This window comes from Klebsiella sp. GW_Kp181, assembly GCF_040062315.1.
In the GTDB taxonomy this organism is placed as follows: domain Bacteria; phylum Pseudomonadota; class Gammaproteobacteria; order Enterobacterales; family Enterobacteriaceae; genus Klebsiella; species Klebsiella oxytoca.
The window spans coordinates 69177-89209 of record NZ_JBEAFR010000079.1; the positions used below are offsets into that span (position 1 = coordinate 69177).

At 55.0% G+C, this 20033-nt stretch carries 19 protein-coding genes; 8 read left to right on the top strand and 11 right to left on the bottom strand.

From position 1 onward, the window contains the following. Positions 1-12 precede the first annotated feature (12 nt). Positions 13-627 (bottom strand): flavin reductase family protein, encoded by a 615-nt coding sequence (locus tag ABLV11_RS21900; protein WP_004100485.1) that lies wholly within the window; start codon positions 625-627, stop codon positions 13-15. A 96-nt stretch (positions 628-723) separates the two neighbouring features. On the opposite strand from ABLV11_RS21900, the gene rlmF reads away from it, so the two are divergent. After that, complete coding sequence (rlmF, locus tag ABLV11_RS21905; RefSeq protein ID WP_053064723.1) at positions 724-1638, top strand: 23S rRNA (adenine(1618)-N(6))-methyltransferase RlmF; 915 nt, start codon at positions 724-726, stop codon at positions 1636-1638. Here the strand turns inward: rlmF and ybiO are convergent. The 6 genes from ybiO to rhtA all read right to left on the bottom strand — a co-directional run bounded on the left by ybiO (position 1633) and on the right by rhtA (position 8195). Next, positions 1633-3843, bottom strand: a complete 2211-nt coding sequence (gene ybiO, locus ABLV11_RS21910) for a mechanosensitive channel protein (protein ID WP_049121243.1) — start codon at positions 3841-3843, stop codon at positions 1633-1635. The genes rlmF and ybiO overlap by 6 nt on opposite strands. Positions 3844-3953: 110 nt before the next feature. Continuing rightward, positions 3954-4676, bottom strand: a complete 723-nt coding sequence (glnQ, locus tag ABLV11_RS21915) for a glutamine ABC transporter ATP-binding protein GlnQ (RefSeq protein ID WP_049121241.1) — start codon at positions 4674-4676, stop codon at positions 3954-3956. Then, entirely contained in the window at positions 4673-5332 is a 660-nt protein-coding gene (gene glnP / locus ABLV11_RS21920; protein ID WP_004100490.1) for a glutamine ABC transporter permease GlnP, read from the bottom strand. Before glnP ends, glnQ begins: the two co-directional genes overlap by 4 nt. Positions 5333-5465: 133 nt before the next feature. Further along, positions 5466-6212, bottom strand: coding sequence for a glutamine ABC transporter substrate-binding protein GlnH (gene glnH, locus ABLV11_RS21925; protein WP_004100491.1), 747 nt, complete (start codon positions 6210-6212; stop codon positions 5466-5468). Positions 6213-6587: 375 nt separating this feature from the next. Next, positions 6588-7091, bottom strand: coding sequence for a DNA starvation/stationary phase protection protein Dps (dps, locus tag ABLV11_RS21930; RefSeq protein WP_004100493.1), 504 nt, complete (start codon positions 7089-7091; stop codon positions 6588-6590). Between the two features lie 216 nt (positions 7092-7307). After that, positions 7308-8195: a threonine/homoserine exporter RhtA gene (gene rhtA / locus ABLV11_RS21935; RefSeq protein WP_004100495.1), complete on the bottom strand. Its 888-nt coding sequence runs from the start codon at positions 8193-8195 to the stop codon at positions 7308-7310. Positions 8196-8546: 351 nt separating this feature from the next. Here rhtA and ompX point away from each other — a divergent pair, with 351 nt between their 5' ends. Further along, complete coding sequence (gene ompX, locus ABLV11_RS21940; protein ID WP_004100497.1) at positions 8547-9059, top strand: outer membrane protein OmpX; 513 nt, start codon at positions 8547-8549, stop codon at positions 9057-9059. A 71-nt stretch (positions 9060-9130) separates the two neighbouring features. Here ompX and ABLV11_RS21945 read toward each other — a convergent pair whose 3' ends face one another. Together ABLV11_RS21945 and mntS are read right to left on the bottom strand one after the other, a co-directional pair. Then, on the bottom strand, positions 9131-10708 hold the full coding sequence (locus ABLV11_RS21945) for a phosphoethanolamine transferase (protein WP_126489700.1): 1578 nt from the start codon (positions 10706-10708) through the stop codon (positions 9131-9133). Between the two features lie 267 nt (positions 10709-10975). Continuing rightward, positions 10976-11101, bottom strand: a complete 126-nt coding sequence (gene mntS, locus ABLV11_RS21950) for a manganase accumulation protein MntS (RefSeq protein ID WP_004100500.1) — start codon at positions 11099-11101, stop codon at positions 10976-10978. Positions 11102-11283: 182 nt separating this feature from the next. On the opposite strand from mntS, the gene mntR reads away from it, so the two are divergent. From mntR to ABLV11_RS21975, 5 genes are all read left to right on the top strand, one after another. Continuing rightward, positions 11284-11757, top strand: a complete 474-nt coding sequence (gene mntR / locus ABLV11_RS21955; protein WP_017146296.1) for a manganese-binding transcriptional regulator MntR — start codon at positions 11284-11286, stop codon at positions 11755-11757. Next, positions 11754-12860, top strand: a complete 1107-nt coding sequence (locus ABLV11_RS21960; protein WP_004111594.1) for an anion transporter — start codon at positions 11754-11756, stop codon at positions 12858-12860. Before mntR ends, ABLV11_RS21960 begins: the two co-directional genes overlap by 4 nt. A 110-nt stretch (positions 12861-12970) precedes the next feature. Further along, on the top strand, positions 12971-14011 hold the full coding sequence (locus tag ABLV11_RS21965) for an aldo/keto reductase (protein WP_024273951.1): 1041 nt from the start codon (positions 12971-12973) through the stop codon (positions 14009-14011). 152 nt (positions 14012-14163) lie between these two features. Next, entirely contained in the window at positions 14164-15540 is a 1377-nt protein-coding gene (locus ABLV11_RS21970; RefSeq protein ID WP_126488828.1) for a glycoside hydrolase family 1 protein, read from the top strand. A gap of 70 nt (positions 15541-15610) precedes the next feature. Then, complete coding sequence (locus ABLV11_RS21975; protein WP_004100505.1) at positions 15611-16327, top strand: GntR family transcriptional regulator; 717 nt, start codon at positions 15611-15613, stop codon at positions 16325-16327. A gap of 45 nt (positions 16328-16372) precedes the next feature. On the opposite strand, the gene ldtB is transcribed toward ABLV11_RS21975, so the two are convergent. Then, on the bottom strand, positions 16373-17287 hold the full coding sequence (gene ldtB, locus ABLV11_RS21980) for a L,D-transpeptidase (RefSeq protein ID WP_004100506.1): 915 nt from the start codon (positions 17285-17287) through the stop codon (positions 16373-16375). Positions 17288-17477: 190 nt separating this feature from the next. Then, positions 17478-18260, bottom strand: a complete 783-nt coding sequence (locus ABLV11_RS21985; RefSeq protein WP_004100507.1) for a tyrosine-protein phosphatase — start codon at positions 18258-18260, stop codon at positions 17478-17480. A gap of 178 nt (positions 18261-18438) precedes the next feature. Between ABLV11_RS21985 and ABLV11_RS21990 the strand changes: the two genes are divergently transcribed. Then, positions 18439-20031 (top strand): ABC-F family ATPase, encoded by a 1593-nt coding sequence (locus ABLV11_RS21990; RefSeq protein ID WP_016808105.1) that lies wholly within the window; start codon positions 18439-18441, stop codon positions 20029-20031. Positions 20032-20033 lie beyond the last annotated feature (2 nt).

Genomic DNA, 20033 nt, shown 5'->3' on the forward strand with positions numbered 1-20033 from the left:
CGGAATAAACGTCTAGCGGGCGTCCGGACGCACAAGGTCAAAGCGCAGGCTTTCATCAATGGCGTAATAGGCGCTGGGACCGCCCGCGCGCAGAATCGGCTGAGCCCTGGCGGTCTGGTAAATCCCGTCCTCCAGCAGCGACTCATCAATATGCACTGCCACAACTTCGCCCAGCACCAGCCAGGTGTCAACCGCCAGCCCTTCGGCGGTGGTTAACTGGATGCATTGCGACAGGCGACACTCAAAATTGACCGGACTTTCGGCTACCCGGGGGGCGCTGACGAGACGGCTGGCGGCGGGAGTGAGCCCGGCGCGGACAAATTCATCTTCGTGACGCGGGATACTGGCAGAGGTTTCGTTCATCGCGACCGCCAGGGGGCGGGTGGCGAGGTTCCAGACGAACTCTTTGGTCTCAACGATATTCTGCACGCTATCTTTCCAGCCGCTGCTGGCGAAGCCAATAATCGGCGGCCGATAGTTAAAGCAGTTGAAAAAACTATACGGCGCAAGATTATGCTGGCCGCTATTATCCACGGAAGCTATCCAGCCGATAGGCCGTGGTCCGATAATCGCGTTAAGCGGGTCGTGCGGCAGCCCGTGTCCTTGCGAAGGTTGGTAGAAGTACATACGACACTCGTGACAAATAAAGAAGATATCCAGACTCACTTATTTACCGCGCCGCCGTCAACGGGTATCTTACGCGGCTGTTCAAAGGAGAATGCCATGAAAGCCCAGAAACCGGGGTTACACCCGCGTAACCGTCACCATCAACGCTACGATCTGCCCGCGCTGTGCCAGGCCCATCCTGAGCTGCAGGCCTTCATCACCCTTAATCCGGTGGGTGAGCAGACTATCGACTTTGCCAACCCGCTGGCGGTGAAGGCGCTGAATAAAGCGCTGCTGGCGCATTTTTACGCGGTGAAACACTGGGATATTCCCGACGGCTTTCTCTGCCCGCCGGTGCCGGGCAGGGCTGACTACATCCATCACCTCGCCGATCTGCTGGCGCTGGATAGCGGGACGATCCCGGCCAACGCCAGCATTCTCGATATTGGCGTTGGCGCAAACTGCATCTATCCGCTCATTGGCGTGCACGAGTACGGCTGGCGTTTTACCGGCAGCGAAGTGAACGCCGACGCGTTCGCCAGTGCCCAGGCTATCATCAACGGCAATCCGGGTCTCACTCGCCAGATCCGCCTGCGTCGTCAAAAAGACGCCAACGCGATTCTGACCGGCATTATTCATAAAAATGAGACCTACGATGCGACCCTCTGCAACCCGCCGTTCCATGATTCCGCCGCCAGCGCGCAGGCGGGCGGCGAGCGTAAACGTCGCAACCTGGGACTGGGCGAGGAGAGCGTGCTGAACTTTGGCGGCCAGCAGCAGGAGCTGTGGTGCGAAGGCGGCGAGGTGGCCTTTATTACGCAGATGATTGAAGAGAGCAAGCCGTTTGCTCGTCAGGTTAAATGGTTTACTTCGCTGGTTTCTCGCGGCGACAACCTGCCGCCGCTATATCGCGCGCTGACCGACGTCGGCGCGGTGAAAGTGGTGAAGAAAGAGATGGCCCAGGGGAATAAGCAAAGCCGCTTTATCGCCTGGACCTTTATGGATGAGGCCAAACGTCGCCGCACGCTATAACGTGGGCTCGGCGGGGGCAGGCGGTCCTGCGGGTGCTGGCATCGGCAGAACCTGATAAGTTTGTACCGGCGCCCGCACGCCTGCGAGGTCAAAATGCCTTTTCACCTGCGTATCGAGGGCGAATCTGACCGTCCACTGCTTGAGCGGCAGGGTGGTAAAGGTGACGCGCAGGGTGAAGGCGGTATTGCTTAAGCCTACCACGCCGGTGAAGGATGGCTCGCCAATGATCAGCCCGCGAATCTCTTCCTGCGCCATCACTTCCGCGACCGCATCCTTCAGCGCCTGGTTAGCCTTATCCAGATCTTCATGCCGGTCAACGTCATAGTTGGCCACCACCGAGCCGATACCGCGAACGAAGTTGGCGAAGGTGGTTATCGAAGACCACGGAATAATATGGTAAGCGCCGGTATCCTGACGGACGCCGACGGAGCGAATCGACATGCGCTCCACCGTCCCGGTGAGCGGCCCGATCGTCACCAGGTCGCCGGTATTCATACCGTTCTCGAACTGAATAAAAATGCCGGTAATAATATCTTTGACCAGGGTCTGCGCGCCAAATGAAATTGCCAGGCCCAGCGCGCCCGCGCCAGCCAGCAGCGGGGCGATATTCACCCCCACTTCCGAAAGCAGGATCATGATGGTAATGGTACTGATCACCACCGCCAGCGCGTTGCGAAATAGCGTCAGCAGCGTTCGGGCGCGGGCGCTGGGCAACGGTCGACCGTGAATGTCCGATGCCAGCCGGTTTTCAATCAGGCTGGCGAGCAGCGTCCAGCCAATCGCCGAGAAGAACAGGATCAGCGCGATACGAATCAGCACATCAACCGCTTTTTGCCCGCTGCCGTTATGCATCCACTGCCAGAAATCGAACAGCCCCCATGCGCTGAGCAGCAGCATAATCGCCACGCAGACCGTCAGGATGCGCGCGGCCTTCAGCGATGCGGAGATCCAGCCGTTAAGTCGTTTTTGCAGTTCAGGATAGTTACGCTGGGTTTCCGGCGACAAGGTGATGGTTTTCGCAATCCAGCGCGACAGTATACCGGAGACCAGCGCGGCGGCGCCGACGATGGCCAGGCTGCGTAGGGTCGCGCCCATCATAAATTTCAGGCTGTTACCGGGGTCGAACAGCGAGAAGAAAAACAGCACGATGAAATAGGCGCAGGCCAGCCAGTGCCACACCAGAGCAAAGGCGCGGATAAACAGGCTAAAAAAGGCCAGCGATCGGTCGGCAAGATGGATAAGCCCTTGGGTAATTAACTGCTTATTGTGGAATATCAGATACAGGGCCCAGAGCGTAATGCACAGCATAATGACCACATTGGCCAGCGCCCCGAACTGCACGTTGACCTGGTTGGAGATAATTGGCACCGCAACGATCAGCCCGTAGCCAATCAGGCTGCTGAGCGCGCTGAGGCGCAGATTCCAGTATTTCGCCGCTTCATCGCTAAGGTTAAACGGGCGTAGCTCCGGGATGCGTGGGCAGAAAATCAGCCGCAGAATGGCTTTGAAAAACTCGATCAGCGCAAAGGCATTGAGAAACAGACTTTGCTGGAAGGCGATAGTGGGATTATTACCGTTCAGGCGATCGCTTAATAGCTGGCCAACAAACAGCGTCAGGGCCAGCAGAAGCAGGTCGAAAATAAATGCGCCGGCAATCGTGGCCGGCAGCTGTAGCCAGTTGCTGCGGTCGCGGTTTTTATGTCGTCCCCAGTGCCCCATTTTGCGATACAGCGGCAGGGCAGCCAGGCGTACCAGCCACCAGAATGCAAAGACCAGACCGGCAAGCAGCAGGAAATGCCAGGCGGCGCTGATGAACGATTGCGAATTAAATGGTTTATGCGGAGAGCCGGTGATGTTGCGCCATAGCTGGGAGAAGCGCGACGAAAGCTGTTCGCCATATTCACGACTGATCTGAGTGACGTTCTCCAGCACCGTCGTTTCGTCTTTAATTTCCGGCGGCGTCAGCGTCGGGGTACTGTCCGGCGGCGGCGTGGCGGCGGCTTTACGCAGCTGATCGATAAGCTCCTGGCGGGCATCGGCGTTTTCAAGCACGTCGGCCAGCGCGCCGTAGGCCGCTTTTTTCTGCGCCAGATCGGGTTCGCTACTGCTGGAGTGGTCCGTTGTGGTTGCCGGAACGCCGGGCAGCGTCGCGGCCCATAGCGGAGCGGTGAAGAGTAAAGCGAGCAGAAACAAAATCCGCGGCACAGGCACCTCCATTGCATCTCAAACCGTTAAGTATAGAAGACGAGATCCGGAGCGCGAGGTTGGGATGATTCTGGAAAGCGGCTCTCCCGCGAAGGGAGAGCCGGGCAGGGTCAGGCGACGTGCTGTAAAAACTCCTGCAGACGCGGGCTTGGCGGGTTGTTGACCAGCACCTGCGGATCGCCATCTTCGGCAATGCGCCCTTTATCGATAAAGATCAGGCGGGAAGCCACTTTTTCGGCGAAGCCGATTTCGTGGGTGACGATGACCATGGTCATGCCTTCTTCAGCCAGATCCTGCATCACTTTCAGTACTTCATGACGCAGTTCGGGATCGAGCGCGGAAGTTGGCTCATCAAAAAGCATCATTTTAGGTTTAACCGCCAGCGCCCGGGCAATAGCTACGCGCTGCTGCTGGCCGCCTGAAAGCTCGGAAGGGTAGTGATGCGCGCGTTCCGCGAGGCCCACTTTCGCCAGCAGATCCTTCGCCAGTTTTTCTGCCGCCGCTTTATTGGCGCCGCGTACGCGCAGCGGGCCAAACATCACGTTTTCCAGCGCGGTCAGGTGCGGGAACAGATAAAACTGCTGGAACACCATCCCGGCTTCCTGGCGAATCAGCCGCTCATCAACCTTCGGGTCGTTGACCTTCAGACCATCGACGATCAGCTCGCCGCTGGTAATCTCTTCGAGTTTGTTAATACAGCGCAGCAGGGTCGATTTACCGGAGCCGGACGGCCCGATAATCACCACGACTTCGCCCTGGTTGATCTTCAGATCGATATCATGCAGCACTTTGGTTGGGCCAAAGTGCTTGGAAACGTTTTTAAATTCAATCACAGGATTTTCATCCTTCTTTCAAGACGACGCAGAACAAAGCTCAGCACCAGGGTGATGATCAGATAGATAACCGCAACGGCGCTCCAGATCTCCAGCGCGCGGAAGTTACCGGCAATAATTTCCTGGCCCTGGCGGGTCAGCTCGGCTACGCCGATGACAATAAACAGCGAGGTGTCTTTAATGCTGATAATCCACTGGTTGCCCAGCGGCGGCAGCATACGGCGCAGCGCCAGCGGCAGGATTACGTAGCGAATAGTTTCGCGACGAGAAAGACCCAGGGCGAGGCCGGCTTCCCGGAAGCCTTTGTGAATCGACAGCACCGCGCCGCGGGTAATTTCCGCAATATAGGCGCCAGAGTTGATCATAATGGTGACTACCGCCGCGGAGAACGGGTCGATACGTAAATCGCTAAAGGCCATCGGCAGAGCGAAGTAGATGAACATGACCTGCACCACAATCGGGGTGCCGCGGATGATTTCAATAAAGACCAGCGCAATGTGGTTGGCAATCCAGCCGCCGAAACAGCGGGCGAAACCGGCTACCAGACCGATTATCAGACCGCCGACCAGGCCGAGGACCGAAATCCACAGCGTCATTTTGGCGCCTTCCAGCAAAATGGGGATGGCGGGCCAGATGGCACTCCAGTCAAACTGCATAATATGTTCCTGTTACCGTGTCGAAAACAGAGGAAATTCCTCTGAGAAAACTATTCAGGCCTGCTGACGGGTAGCCCGGAAAGCTCCAGGTCTACCAGACCACAGCAGGCCTGGAAGAGAGCATCGCTAATTATTATTTAGGTTCAGTACCGAACCATTTTTTATAAATTTCGTTATAAGTGCCGTTTTCACGCAGAGTTTTCAGCGCGCCGTTCACTTTTTCACGCAGCTCGTCGCTACCTTTCGGGAAAGCGATACCGTAGTTTTGCGCTTCCAGCGAGTCGCCTACCGCTTTGAACTTACCGTTACCTGCGGTTTTAATGAAGTAAAGGATGTTTGGCGTATCGTGCAGAACCGCATCGGCGCGCCCGGTACCAAGTTCCATATAGGCATTATCGATGTTCGGGAACTGGCGCAGATCTTTGGTTTTGATATTGGCTTTCGCGTAATCAACCGAGCCGGTACCGCCCTTCACGGCAACCACTTTACCGTTCAGGTCTTTGACATCCTTAATTTCGTTATTATTTGCGTTCACCATCACCAGAAGACCGCTTTTGTAGTAGCCGTCAGAGAAGTCGATGGCTTTTTTACGCTCGTCAGTGATAGTGATCCCCGCCAGCGCGAGGTCGATGTTTTTTGTTTGCAGCGCCGGAATAATACCGCTGAAGTCCATTGGCTTCAGGGTGTAGTCAAGCTTCAGCTCTTTTGCGATGGCAGCCCACAGGTCAACGTCGAAACCGACGTACTTATCGCCCTGTTTAAATTCGAACGGAACAAACGCCGTGTCGGTAGCGACAACCAGTTTTTTATCAGCGGCGTGAGAAGAAACCGCAAAAGCCAGGGTCAGTGCAGCCAGTGAAACTTTAAATACAGACTTCATAGCATTTCCTTTTATATCCACGGGACGATCCCCTGCGAGAACGAGTTGCCTTATGAAAAAATCATGCCAGTTTTACAACCTGTTGTTTTATAACAACCAGGATAATTCCTGCTGCACGATTTTGATAAGGGATAACGTTAAACGCACCGATATGGGGCGCTATTTTGGTGCGTCATAAGCGCATCGCATAACAAGAGCATTTTTAACGCAAACCCTGATGTTAAAACAATCTTGATGTAACGATTGTGTGAGGTGATTATTACAATTGATTTACTTTGGCGCGTATTTTGACCAATCTCATGCACTAATGTGGTGCGAAGCGGGGCGTGGGGAAAAGAAATAAAAAAGCCGCCAGCGTGGCTGACGGCAGTTGGCTTACTCGATATTCGCTTCGATGAACCACAGGAACTGATCCAGGTCGCGGGAAGCGGCGGTAAAGATATCAGCGGTATCTTCATCTTTTGCTTCGTCGATGGCTTTACGCACATCGTTGGCGACGATGGCATAGCGGTCGGCCAGCTCTTTCAGGTGGTCCTGGACGCTATGGATATCCAGCGGATAGCTTTTCAGCGGGCTCTTGCTGTTGATGACCTGAGTGGTACCCAGCGCCACGCCGCCAAGCTGGACGGCACGTTCAGCCATGGTATCAAGGTGGTTGACGAGCGCGGTGCGGAAGCCGTCCAGCATCTCATGAACGGCAATGAAGTTTGCACCGCGCATATTCCAGTGAGCCTGTTTAGTAATCAGAGACAGGTCAATGAACTGGATCACCTGGCGATTCAGCAGCTCAACGGTCGCTTTCTTCGCGCTATCTGCGACGTCGTTACGGGTATAGAGCAGATTCGTTGCTTTAGTTTTAACCAGTTTTGCGGTACTCATAATGTCATATCCTCTTGATATTTGTACTCGTCATACTTCAAATTCGAATTATTCGGAGCGTCTCATCCCAATAACTTGCGGAATTAAGTATAGCAACGGATTTGAGCTTTGCAGCGGCGGTAGTCTCTATCGGTCTGATAGCGCAGGGCTGTTGGATTGGCAAAAATCTTTATAAATCAAAGGCCCTGACTGGTTTTCTTGCTCAGGGCCTGTTCTTTAGCTGATGTCGACTTTCTGAATTTTTGTCTCCCGGCGCATTGTCAGCGTCGAGCCCATTGATGCCAGAATGATCGCCCCGAGCGCCAGGGTCTGGGTTGCAGTTAGCGTTTCACCAAGAAACACCATGCCGGAAAGCGCGGCCAAAGCGGGCTCCATGCTCATCAGGGTGCCAAAGGTCTTGCTGGGCATCCGGGTGAGGGCCACCATCTCCAGAGAATAGGGCAGAGCAGTGGATAAAATGGCGATCCCAAGGCCCGGTAACAATAGCCCCCACTGAAATAGCGTATCGCTGGCCTGAATCATCCCCATCGGCACGAAGACCACCGCAGCAATCAGCGATCCCATGGCGACCGTGGCAGGACCATGCTCTTCCCCTGCGCGCTGGCCGGTGAGAATGTAGACCGCCCAGCAGGCGCCGGCGCCAAGCGCCAGCAGCGCGCCGATGGGATCGATCTGGGCAACGCTTTGCCCCAGCGGCAGCAGAAACCAGAGTCCAAGCACCGCCAGCGCTACCCAGACGAAATCCAGCGGGCGGCGGGAGCCAAAGAGCGCCACCGCCAGGGGGCCGGTAAATTCCAGCGCGACGGCAACGCCTAGCGGAATGCGCTGAATTGATAAATAGAACAGGTAGTTCATCGCGCCCAGCGACAAGCCATAGAAGAGCAGCGGCAGACGCTGCTCCGGCGCAAAGCGAAGACGCCAGGGTTTGAAAATAACCACCAGGATGAAGGTACCGAGAGCCAGGCGCAGGGCGGTAACGCCGGGCGCGCCGACGAGCGGAAACAGTGATTTGGCCAGCGATGCGCCACTCTGAATGGAAATCATGGCGATTAAAATAACCAGTATCGGCAACCATGCCGGTACTTTGCGGGACGAGCCGGGCATCCTTTCTCCTGTCAATTTTGTCAAATGCGGTAAAGGTTCCAGTGTAAATGAATTACCCCGCGCCGGTTGAGCTATTGTTGAAAAAAAGGGGAGTGAAAGCAGTACAATAGCGCGGGGGCGAAGATAAATTCACCAGAAGATTAGGAATAATCTGGATACACGTCGAGTGCTTTATAGGCCTTAATAGGTCTATATTTGTAAAAAAGGTTTGTTTTCCAGTTTGTTATAGAAACGTAGAAACCTTTAGTTACATGAAAAAGTACGTTAGACAATGTAAAGTGAAAAGAGTTTCCCAAAAGTTTTTGTTATATTTAAGACTTAGGACTTATTAGAAACACATTTGAGGTGGTTATGAATAAAATTGCACGTTTTTCAGCACTGGCCGTTGTTCTGGCTGCATCCGTAGGCACCACTGCTTTCGCTGCGACTTCTACCGTTACCGGTGGTTACGCTCAGAGCGACATGCAGGGCGAAGCTAACAAAGCAGGCGGTTTCAACCTGAAGTACCGCTACGAGCAAGACAACAACCCGCTGGGTGTTATCGGTTCTTTCACCTACACCGAGAAAGACCGTTCTGAGTCTGGCGTTTACAAAAAAGGCCAGTACTACGGCATCACCGCAGGTCCGGCTTACCGTCTGAATGACTGGGCAAGCATCTACGGCGTAGTAGGTGTTGGTTACGGTAAATTCCAGAACAACAGCTACCCGAACAAAACTGACATGAGCGACTACGGTTTCTCTTACGGTGCTGGCCTGCAGTTCAACCCGATCGAAAACGTTGCTCTGGACTTCTCCTACGAGCAGTCTCGCATTCGTAACGTTGACGTTGGCACCTGGATCGCTGGCGTAGGTTACCGCTTCTAATCACTTCGGTGATATAAAAAATCCGCCTCCATGGGGCGGATTTTTTTTTGCTTGCGACTTACGCGCCATCGTTAATTGACGGTGAACGCGTCGGTACCCAGATGGGTATAGTCGACCTTCTTCAGCTGGAAGTTGGTGATGTAGATAGGGCCAGCTTTCTGCTCTGAGATAAAGCGATAGCGCGGACTGATCTCCTGAGCGCTGATACCGGTCCACTGCGAAAAGAAGCTGAGAAAGTCGTTGGCGGAACGTCGCGCTTTAATGATCTTATGCGCTTTATCATCGCTGGAGATCACCATAAACGGCACCTGGAAATTCTGCTGGTACTTATCGTCGTGTGCCAGATACTGCACCTCTTTCCCGCGTTCCTTAAAGGCCAGACCGTGATCGGAAAAATAGGTCATCGAGAAGGTTTCCCCCGAATTTTGTAGCTGAGTATAAAGATTGCTCAACAGCGTATCGGTTTGCGTCATGGTGTAGAGATAGCAGGAGGTCTCTTTCGACTGCACGAAAATGGCGTATTTGCCTTTGGTGCGATCGCAGGCCTGCGGGTGTGAGCCCATCAAATGCAGGACGATTAGCTGTGGCTGGGTACGGCGGGTGGCAAGCACCTGCGCGGTCAGCTTTAATAGCTGCTCATCCTGAGTGTTTTTGTTGGCCTCAAAATCGCCGTTTTTAAGGAACTGAACTTCGTCTGCGCGTTTGGCGATACTGGCAATCGCCGTATCATATTCACCAATTTGCCCCTGATTTGAGAACCACCAGGTCTGAAAACCGGCACGGTTGGCGAGGGTGACAAAGTTATCCTGAAACTGCGGTTTGTCATCGACCACCCGGTTCAGGGTCAATCCGAGGGATTTCTGCGTTGAACCGCTGGCGGCGATATAGTCGTTGAATAAATAGCCTTTGACCGAGCTGGCGAACGGCGTATTGTCCCAGTGGCCGCCAAAGGCACCGAGCGCATCACGGCGCGCGCTCTCTCCGATAACCACCACGTACAGATGATACTTTGGCTTTACCGCCAGCACGTGCCAGCTGTCTTTCATATTCGCCAGCTGCGCCATCCGCGCCTGCTCATCCAGTACTTCACTATTATTCACCACCACATCTTTAACGAAGCGGACGGCAGGGTAGCCGGTATCGATGACCTTAAAGACGCCGCCCCAGGCAAGGTTTTGCACCGGTTGCAGAAAGAAAATAGCGATGCAGAACAGCAGCCCCAGCGTATCTGTTTTCCCCCAGCGCGCCGGCGCTTCCGGTTTGCGGCGCACGGCAATCACCCCGAGCGCAAAGATAAACACGGCCAGCAGATAGCTGTACCACGGGAAAATGGTGAGGATTTCGGTGGACTCTTCGATGTTCGTGGCGTGCAGCGCCAGCAGCGTGTTGAAATTCGGCGCGCCGTAGGCCTGGCCAAACGGATAGTACATGGCCGCCAGCAGTGAATAGACGCCAACGACCACTTTTTGCGCGCGCGGAAAGCTCCGCCACAGCAGATGCAGCACGCAGGTAAAAGCAACGGTATAGAGCAGGCTAAACTCATAGCCCAGCGCCAGGTTAATAAACAGCGATTGTAAAAAGTAGAATCCTGTCCATGGGTTCAGTACCGGCCTGCGGGCGACCAGCGTTTCTTTCAGCGTGACATTCATAGTAAACAATCAAAAAGAGCCATGTGTATCCCCTGGCATCAAGGGGTAAAACCTGCTGGACAGTGCGTGAAGAGGGTCTCTGCGAGCCGCAGTAGTGGCAGGGCTGACAAAAGATAGGGCTTGCAAATGGTAAGGTCAACAGTCCATAACGGATTGTTTTGGGAGAAAGCTTACAAAACTTGAAAAAAGTCGCTGAAGCGCTGAGTAATCAGCCAGTGTGGCAGGAATTTGTGGCAGAAAAATGAAGCGGCGTACCGCGACGCCGCATTAGTTGTTGGGTTTATCCTGCTGCGGTTTGCCGTTGATCAGATCGCACAGCATCCCGACAAGCATTAACCGCACTTTAAAAGGAGAATGGGTAAACACGTTTAAGCACCTCTTGAATTCATTCATATCGACCTCCTGTAACTTCGTCCTTCGCTCCTTGAAGGATGTGTGTATTACATACAGATATAGCACAGGCTATATTTTATAGCTATGGCTAAAACGTTAATTTTTTGTTCTCTGTGCGCGATCCATTACAATGGGGATCCTTTTATATGATGCTTGATGCGTCACAGGAATGAGGAAGCACAATGAACCGTCGCGCAGGTAAGCCAATAACAAAAAAAGTGACGCAGCTAGTGAATGTCGAAGAACACGTTGAGGGATTTCGTCAGGTACGCGAGGCGCATCGTCGGGAGTTGATTGATGACTACGTGGAGCTGATTTCCGATCTGATAATGGAAGTGGGCGAAGCCCGCCAGGTGGATATGGCCGCGCGGCTTGGGGTGTCGCAGCCAACAGTTGCCAAAATGTTAAAAAGACTGGCCAGCGTTGGGCTGATCGAACAGATCCCCTGGCGGGGGATCTTTTTAACGCCTGAAGGCGAGAAGCTGGCGCATGAAAGCCGCGAACGTCACCAGATCGTTGAAAACTTTTTACTGGTGATTGGCGTTAGCCCGGAGATTGCGCGTCGCGACGCCGAAGGTATGGAGCACCACGTCAGCGAAGAGACGCTGGCGATGTTTAAACAGTTTACCCTCAAGCAGGGGCCCTCGGGAGAATGAACCTCGTCTTTGTTCAGTCGCTGATCCGCGACCGCTTTCTACACCTGCTGCTGGTTGTCGGCGTTGTTTTAAGCTTCTTTGTACCGTTTGCCCCTGCAGGCTGGCTACACGCCATTGACTGGCATACGATTATCACCCTTAGCGGGCTGATGCTACTGACCAAAGGCATTGAACTGAGCGGCTATTTTGACGTAATAGGGCGCAAAATGGCGCGCCGCTTCGTCACCGAGCGCCAGCTGGCTATATTTATGGTGCTGGCGGCCGCGCTGCTATCCACCTTCTTAACCAACGATGTGGCGCTGTTTATCGTTGTGCCGCTCACGCTGACCCTGAAAAAATGGTGCGCTATTCCGACCAGCCGGTTAATCATTTTCGAAGCGCTGGCGGTGAACGCCGGGTCGTTGTTAACCCCTATCGGTAATCCGCAAAATATCCTGCTATGGGGGCGCTCCGGCCTCTCATTCCCGGCCTTTATCGGCCAGATGCTGCCGCTGGCAGCAGCGATGATGATGACACTGCTGGCGCTGTGCTGGTTCTGTTTCCCCCCCAGGCATCTCAATTATCAGAGCAGCGACAGGGCGCCCTCCTGGCGGCCAAAGCTGGTTTGGAGCTGCCTGGCGTTCTATGTCGTCTTTTTGACCGCCCTGGAGCTAAAACAGGAGCTGTGGGGACTGGCGCTGATCGCGCTGGGTTTCCTGCTGCTCGCGCGGGCGGTGATCGTTAACGTCGACTGGACGCTGCTGCTGGTGTTTATGGCGATGTTTATCGATGTTCACCTCTTGACCCAGCTCCCCGTTCTACAGCATGCGCTCAACGGCGTTGGCCAGCTCTCGGCGGGAGGGTTGTGGCTGACCACGATTGGTCTGTCGCAGTTTATCAGCAACGTTCCGGCAACTATTTTACTGCTCAACTACGTTCCACCATCGGCGCTGCTGGCCTGGGCGGTTAACGTCGGCGGATTTGGCCTGCTGCCGGGCTCCCTGGCCAACCTGATTGCGCTGCGCATGGCTGGCGATCGTCGCATCTGGTGGCGCTTCCATCTCTATTCGCTCCCCATGCTGCTGTGGGCGGCGTTGGTGGGATACGGCCTGCTGCAGCTCTGATATTCAGAGAATTGGGCAAGAAACGGACAGAAACGCCACATTCGCGTTCTCCTTTTCCGGGGTATAACTCTCTTCACGGCAGTGAATCACCCTGATTGAAGGAGAGTCCTATGCGTTATCAAAAATTGGGTCATACCGGCCTTTTTGTCTCTGAGCTGTGCCTGGGCACCATGACCTTCGGTGGTGAAGGCGGCCTGTGGGGGAAAGTGGGGCAGCTGCGCCAGGCGGAGGCAGAGCAGCTGGTGGGCAACGCGCTGGATGCGGGCATTAACTTCATCGACACCGCTGATGTCTATTCAGAAGGACGCTCGGAAGAGATTACCGGCCAGGCGCTAAAGAATCTGAAAGTGCCGCGTGAAAACGTGGTGGTGGCGACTAAAGTCTTTGGCGAAACCGGCACTGCAGGCGTGAACTCGCGCGGCAGTTCGCGCTATCACATTATCAGCAGCGTCAAAGAGAGCCTGCGTCGTCTGCAGCTCGATCATATCGATCTCTATCAGCTTCATGGTTTCGATCCTGCGACTCCGATCGAAGAGACGCTGTATGCGCTGGATAATCTGGTGCAGCACGGCCACGTCCGCTATATCGGGGTGTCGAACTGGGCGGCATGGCAAATAGTGAAAGCGCTGGGCATTTCCGAACGCCTTGGGCTGGCGCGCTTTGCCTCTTTGCAGGCTTACTACACGCTTGCCGGGCGCGATCTGGAGCGCGAGCTGGTGCCGATGATGCAGAGCGAAGGGCTGGGCCTGATGGTCTGGAGCCCGCTGGCGGGAGGTCTGCTCAGCGGTAAGTACGATCGCGATGGGCAGTCGGCGAGCGGCGGCCGTCGTCAGGAGTTTGATTTCCCGCCGGTGAACAGAGAGCGGGCTTTTGACTGTATTGATGTGATGCGCGAGATTGCCGAGGCGAAGGGCGTTTCGGTGGCACAAATCGCGCTGGCCTGGCTGCTACACCAGCCGGCGGTGAGCAGCGTGATTATTGGCGCGAAGCGGGTCGAACAGCTTACCGATAATCTGGCGGCGACCCGCATTGCCCTGAACGATGATGAACTGTCGCGGCTTGATGCGGTCAGCGCGCTGCCGCGGGAATATCCGGGCTGGATGCTGGAGCGTCAGGGCGAATATCGTCGCAATCAGCTCGCACAGCAGTAATTTCTTTTCCTCTAAGCCGGATCGCCCGCGTCGTGATCCGGCTTTTTTTATCCGCGGCGCTCACAAAAAACGATCCTCGACTTTGCCTGCTAATGAAAATTCGTTTATATGACTAGTCATGAAAATTATATGACTAGTCATAGGGGCGAGAGATGAACAGAACACTGCCGGCAGATTTTTTATGGGGTAACTCGGTTTCCAGTATGCAAACCGAAGGGGCGTGGAATGAGGGCGGAAAAGGGATGTCGGTTTACGATATTCGTCAGCCGGCGGAATTTGCTTCCGACTGGAAGGTGGCGACCGACTCCTACCATCGCTATCGGGAAGATTTCGACCTGATGCAGGATTTGGGCATGAACTGTTACCGCTTCCAGATTGCCTGGAGCCGCGTTTGCCCGGAAGGCGACGGTGAGTTCAATGAAGAAGGTATTGCTTTCTATCACCAGTTTATCGACGAGTTAATTGCCCGTGGCATTGAGCCGATGATTTGCCTGTATCACTTCGATATGCCGCTGTCGCTGGCTGAACGCTTTAATGGTTTTACCGACCGTCGGGTGATGGAAGCCTTTATTCGTTACGGGCAGAAGATGATTGACTGCTTTGGCGACAAGGTGAAGTGGTGGCTGACCTTTAATGAGCAGAATCTTTACCATATGCCGGACGCGTTTCTGATTTCAGGCTATATGCGCGGCGAGAAGACCCTGCGCGAGCTGTATCAGATCCAGCATCACGTGATGATGGCCCACGTTCATCTGACGCAGTATCTGCACCAGACTAAGCCGCAGTGTCTGATGGGCGGGATGCTGGCCCATGCGCTGATCTATCCCGCCACCTGCAAACCGCGCGATATTCTTTGCGCCCAGCAGCTGGACGAATTTTTAAACCAGAACCTGCTGCGCGCCTTTGCCGGGGAGGGCTACAGCCCTGAGGTCATGCACGTGGTCGCCCGCGAAGGCCTGGAGGATATCTACCGCGCAGAGGATCTGACGCTGATGGCGCAGGTTAAAATCGACTATCTGGCCTTTAGCTACTATGCCAGCAAAGCGCTGGATAGCGACCCGATCCCGCCGGGCACGCCGGTCAACTATTACATGCAGTTTGGCGATAAAAAGAATGACTATCTGGAGGCCACCGAGTGGGGCTGGCAGATTGATCCGCTGGGCTTTCGCACCATTATTACCCGCTACTACAACGACTGGCGTCTGCCGGTGTTCCCGATAGAAAACGGCATTGGGGTGATTGAGTCCTGGGACGGCGTAAACCAGGTGGCTGACGACTACCGCATTGCCTATCATCGCGACCATATCAACGCCATGAAAGAGGCGATATTTGACGATGGCGCGCAGGTGATTGGCTACCTGGGCTGGGGATTGATCGATATCCTCAGTTCGCAGGGCGATATGCGTAAACGCTACGGAGTTGTCTACGTGAACCGGGACAACCACGACCTCAAGGACCTTAAGCGCGTACCGAAGAAAAGCTATGCCTGGCTGAAACGGGTCATCCATAGTCATGGCGCAGAGATGTAGCGGCGCCTCGCGCGGGCAGATGGTATATTCTGCCCGCCAGCCACAATCAGTCACGTAAAAGGATCGGGGAATGACGGCCAAATATCTGAGTATCGCGCGGGAAATCAAAAAACGTATTATCAGCCGCCAGTATCCCGCCAGCGCGCCGTTACCCGATCAGTTCGCCCTGGCGGCAGAGTTCAGCACCAGCAGGATGACCATTCAACAGGCGATGCGCCAGCTGATTGTCGAAGGCCTTATCTACACCCGTAAGGGGCAGGGGACCTTCGTGCGCAAAAATTTCCTCCAGCTTTCGCAGTGGGAGCTACCCGGCAGCGACTATTTTGGCGCCACCAAAACCTGGGAACATTTAGGGGAAGTCACCAGCCGGGTGATTCGCTTCGAGCTGCGTTTCCCCACGGAAAAAGAGCAAAGCTCGTTGCTGATTGACGCCGATGCCCCGGTCTATGATTTCGTCCGTCTGCGGTTGCTCAATGAGGAGCCCGTGTCGCTGGATCTCACCGTGATGCCCGTTGCGCTGGTGCCCGGCCTGAATAAAACGATTCTGCAAAGCTCGGTGTTTCGCTACGTACAGGAGACGCTGGGGCTTAAAATGATGGGCTCGTATCGGGTGGTGCGGGCGATGAAACCGCAGGCGCTGGACAGAGAACATCTCAACTGCGAAGCGACCGACCCGGTGCTGGAGGTGGAACAGGTGATCTATCTGGAGGATGGTACGCCGCTGGAGTATGCCCATTGCCACTATCGCTACGATCACGGCGGAATCATTCTGGTCAATAACGGTTAAAAAAATGGCGGGCACCGGGCCCGCCACTCTCTGCATTATGCGCGTTTAGTTCAGACGCACCGGCATACCGGAACGGTTCTGAATCGCCTGATCGAGCACGCTCTGGTCTACGTCAGTCTGGCTGGTAATCGCCTGCACTGATTTGGTCAGATTAATCGGCACGATTTCACCGCCCTGGAACTGCTCTTCGGTCGTGGACAGCGGGTTGTGAACTTCAATGAAGCGGCTGCCGTCTGGCTCAGTCGTCGCTTTTACCGGCTCATCGATAAACTCAACGCGGGTGCCGACCGGCACGTTTTCGAACAGGAATTTGATGTCGTCGTTACGCAGACGCACGCAGCCGTGGCTGACGCGCAGGCCGATACCAAAGTTGGCGTTGGTGCCGTGAATGGCGTACAGGCGGCCGATATACAGGGCGTACAGGCCCATCGGGTTATCAGGACCGGCCGGAACAACCGCTGGCAGCGGTTCGCCAGCCGCGCGGTATTCCGCATGCATTTTGGCGGTAGGGGTCCAGGTCGGACCGGCTTTTTTACGCTCAACTTTGGTGACCCAGTTGACCGGCGTGTCTTTACCTAACTGGCCGATACCGATCGGCAACACGATAACGGTGTTGGTGCCTTTCGGGTAGTAGTAGAGGCGCATTTCCGCGCTGTTGATGACGATACCTTCATGCACGGTGTCCGGCAGGATCAGCTGCTGCGGGATGTTTAGCACGGTGCCGCCTTTCGGCAGGAAGGTGTCCACGCCCGGGTTGGCTTCCAGCATGTTGGATAAACCCATCTGGTATTCGGCGGCGAAGTATTCCAGCGGCTGCTTGTTGCCTTCCGGAATGGTGATCACCTGGTTCTGACCAATCAGACGGCTGCCGTCGGTGGGCAGAGGATAAGTTACAGCAGAAGCTGTGTTGCAAAAGCCCACGATGGCGAAGGCTGCCGCGAAGAGTGTTGATAATTTCATAATCTTTATGTCGTGGGCGATGTTAATGCCGCACAGGCCTTTGTCAGTTTAAACAGGGAGTCGATGGGAGCGCATTATATGTGCTTTCCGCCAAACAGGTAAATGAGATGTGTACGAAATCACATTTTTTTCCTGTGACCGAGAGTGTAGCCCGTCAACGCTGGCCCTGCCGCCTGAAAACGGGAGGGGATTACCCCTCCAGAAGCCGCGACTGGAGCGCTTCACGCGCCTGCGGCGTAAGCTGATACTCTTTCTCCAGCCAGGCATCGACGCTGGCGTAGCGGTCGTCGATTTGAGAAAGCGCGGCAGCAAGATAAGACTCATGAACCGTCATGATTTCCGCCAGGTTCTGCCGGCCGCGAGCGGTCAGTTCATCGCCGAGGGAATCGAGCATGAAATTCTCGACCTCAGTCAGCATGCCCTGGGTCAGCAGGTACTCTTCCATCACCGTATGGCGATCGCAGCCGAGGGCGAACAGCGTCAATGCGCAGCCAACGCCGGTGCGGTCTTTGCCCACCGCGCAGTGCTGCAGCAGCGCGCCGTCGAAGGGTTCCATCAGCCAACCGGCCAGCTGGCGATAAGCGGCGTTGTTGAACGGCAACTGGCGATAGAGCTCCAGCATAAACTGCTCGCCGTTAAGGGCGTTGAGCGTGGCGGCGCTGAGCTCGGTGACTTTAGCGTTGACGTCGCGAACGTGCGGATTCGCCGGGGCGTTGAGATAGTGGGCCGTTTCGTTCAGCTTATCGGGGCTGCGATGCACTTCTCCCGGATCGCGATAATCTATCACCCGGCTGAGCGGGATAGCGTCCAGGTGGGTTAAGTCAGCGGTCGTCATCATATGCAGCGAGCCGGAGCGGAAAAGCTTCCCCGACCGCACGCGGCGGCCGTCGGCGGTACGCTGGCCGCCCAGGTCACGAAAGTTGATACCGCCCTGCAGCGATAAGAAGGCCGGATGGCGGGAGATTGTGGTCATAGGTTCCTTCCAGATTAGGGTAAAAAATTACGCACTGAGTAGTATAACCGCGCAAGGTGACAACGACCCTAACACAGGCGGCAGTGATGATTTTATAACGGCCCGTGAAAAGTGAAGCATTTGCTGGCATAATGTCTGGTTCATCACACTTCTCATTCTCTATTTTCAGGATAACCCCGTGCTAGTATCCAGCAACGTCACCATGCAGTTCGGCAGTAAGCCGCTGTTCGAAAACATTTCCGTCAAATTTGGCGGCGGCAACCGTTACGGCCTGATTGGCGCCAACGGTAGCGGCAAATCGACCTTTATGAAGATCCTCGGCGGCGATCTTGAGCCGACGCTGGGCAACGTCTCCCTCGATCCGAACGAGCGTATCGGTAAGCTGCGCCAGGATCAGTTTGCGTTTGAAGAGTTCAGCGTGCTGGATACGGTGATTATGGGCCACGGCGAGCTGTGGGAAGTGAAGCAGGAGCGCGATCGCATCTACTCCCTGGCGGAGATGAGCGAAGAGGACGGCTACAAAGTGGCTGACCTTGAAGTGCTATATGGCGAGATGGACGGCTATTCCGCTGAGGCGCGCGCCGGCGAGCTGCTGCTCGGCGTGGGGATCCCGGTTGAACAGCATTACGGTCCGATGAGCGAAGTCGCTCCCGGCTGGAAGCTGCGCGTGCTGCTGGCGCAGGCGCTGTTCTCTAATCCGGACATTCTGCTGCTCGACGAACCGACGAACAACCTGGACATCGACACCATCCGCTGGCTGGAGCAGACGCTCAACGACCGCGATAGCACCATGATCATCATTTCGCACGACCGTCACTTCCTGAATATGGTCTGTACCCACATGGCGGATCTGGATTACGGCGAACTGCGCGTTTATCCTGGCAACTACGATGAATACATGACCGCGGCGACCCAGGCGCGCGAACGTCTGCTGGCTGACAACGCCAAGAAAAAAGCGCAGATCGCCGACCTGCAATCTTTCGTCAGCCGTTTTAGCGCTAACGCCTCTAAATCTCGCCAGGCGACCTCGCGCGCCCGTCAGATTGACAAAATCAAGCTGGACGAAGTGAAAGCCTCCAGCCGCCAGAACCCGTTCATTCGCTTTGAGCAGGATAAGAAGCTGTTCCGTAACGCCCTGGAAGTGGAAGCGCTGGCTAAAGGTTTTGATAACGGCCCGCTGTTTAAAAACTTCAACCTGCTGCTGGAAGTGGGAGAGAAGGTTGCCATTCTGGGCGCCAACGGCGTGGGTAAATCCACGATGCTGAAAACCCTGGTCGGCGATCTGGCGCCAGACAACGGTACCGTTAAATGGTCTGAGAATGCGCAGATTGGCTACTACGCGCAGGATCATGAATATGAATTTGAAAACGATCTGACGGTATTTGAGTGGATGAGCCAGTGGAAACAGGAAAGCGACGATGAGCAGGCGGTGCGCAGCATCCTTGGTCGACTGCTGTTCAGCCAGGACGATATCAAGAAGCCGGCGAAAGTACTCTCCGGGGGCGAAAAAGGCCGTATGCTTTTCGGTAAGCTGATGATGCAAAAACCGAATATTCTGGTGATGGATGAACCCACCAACCACCTGGATATGGAATCGATCGAATCGCTGAACATGGCGCTGGAGATGTATCAGGGCACGCTGATTTTCGTTTCCCACGACCGTGAGTTTGTAAGCTCGCTGGCGACCCGAGTGATTGAAATTACGCCGGAGCGCGTTGTGGACTTCACCGGTAACTACGAAGATTATCTGCGCAGCAAAGGTATCGAATAATT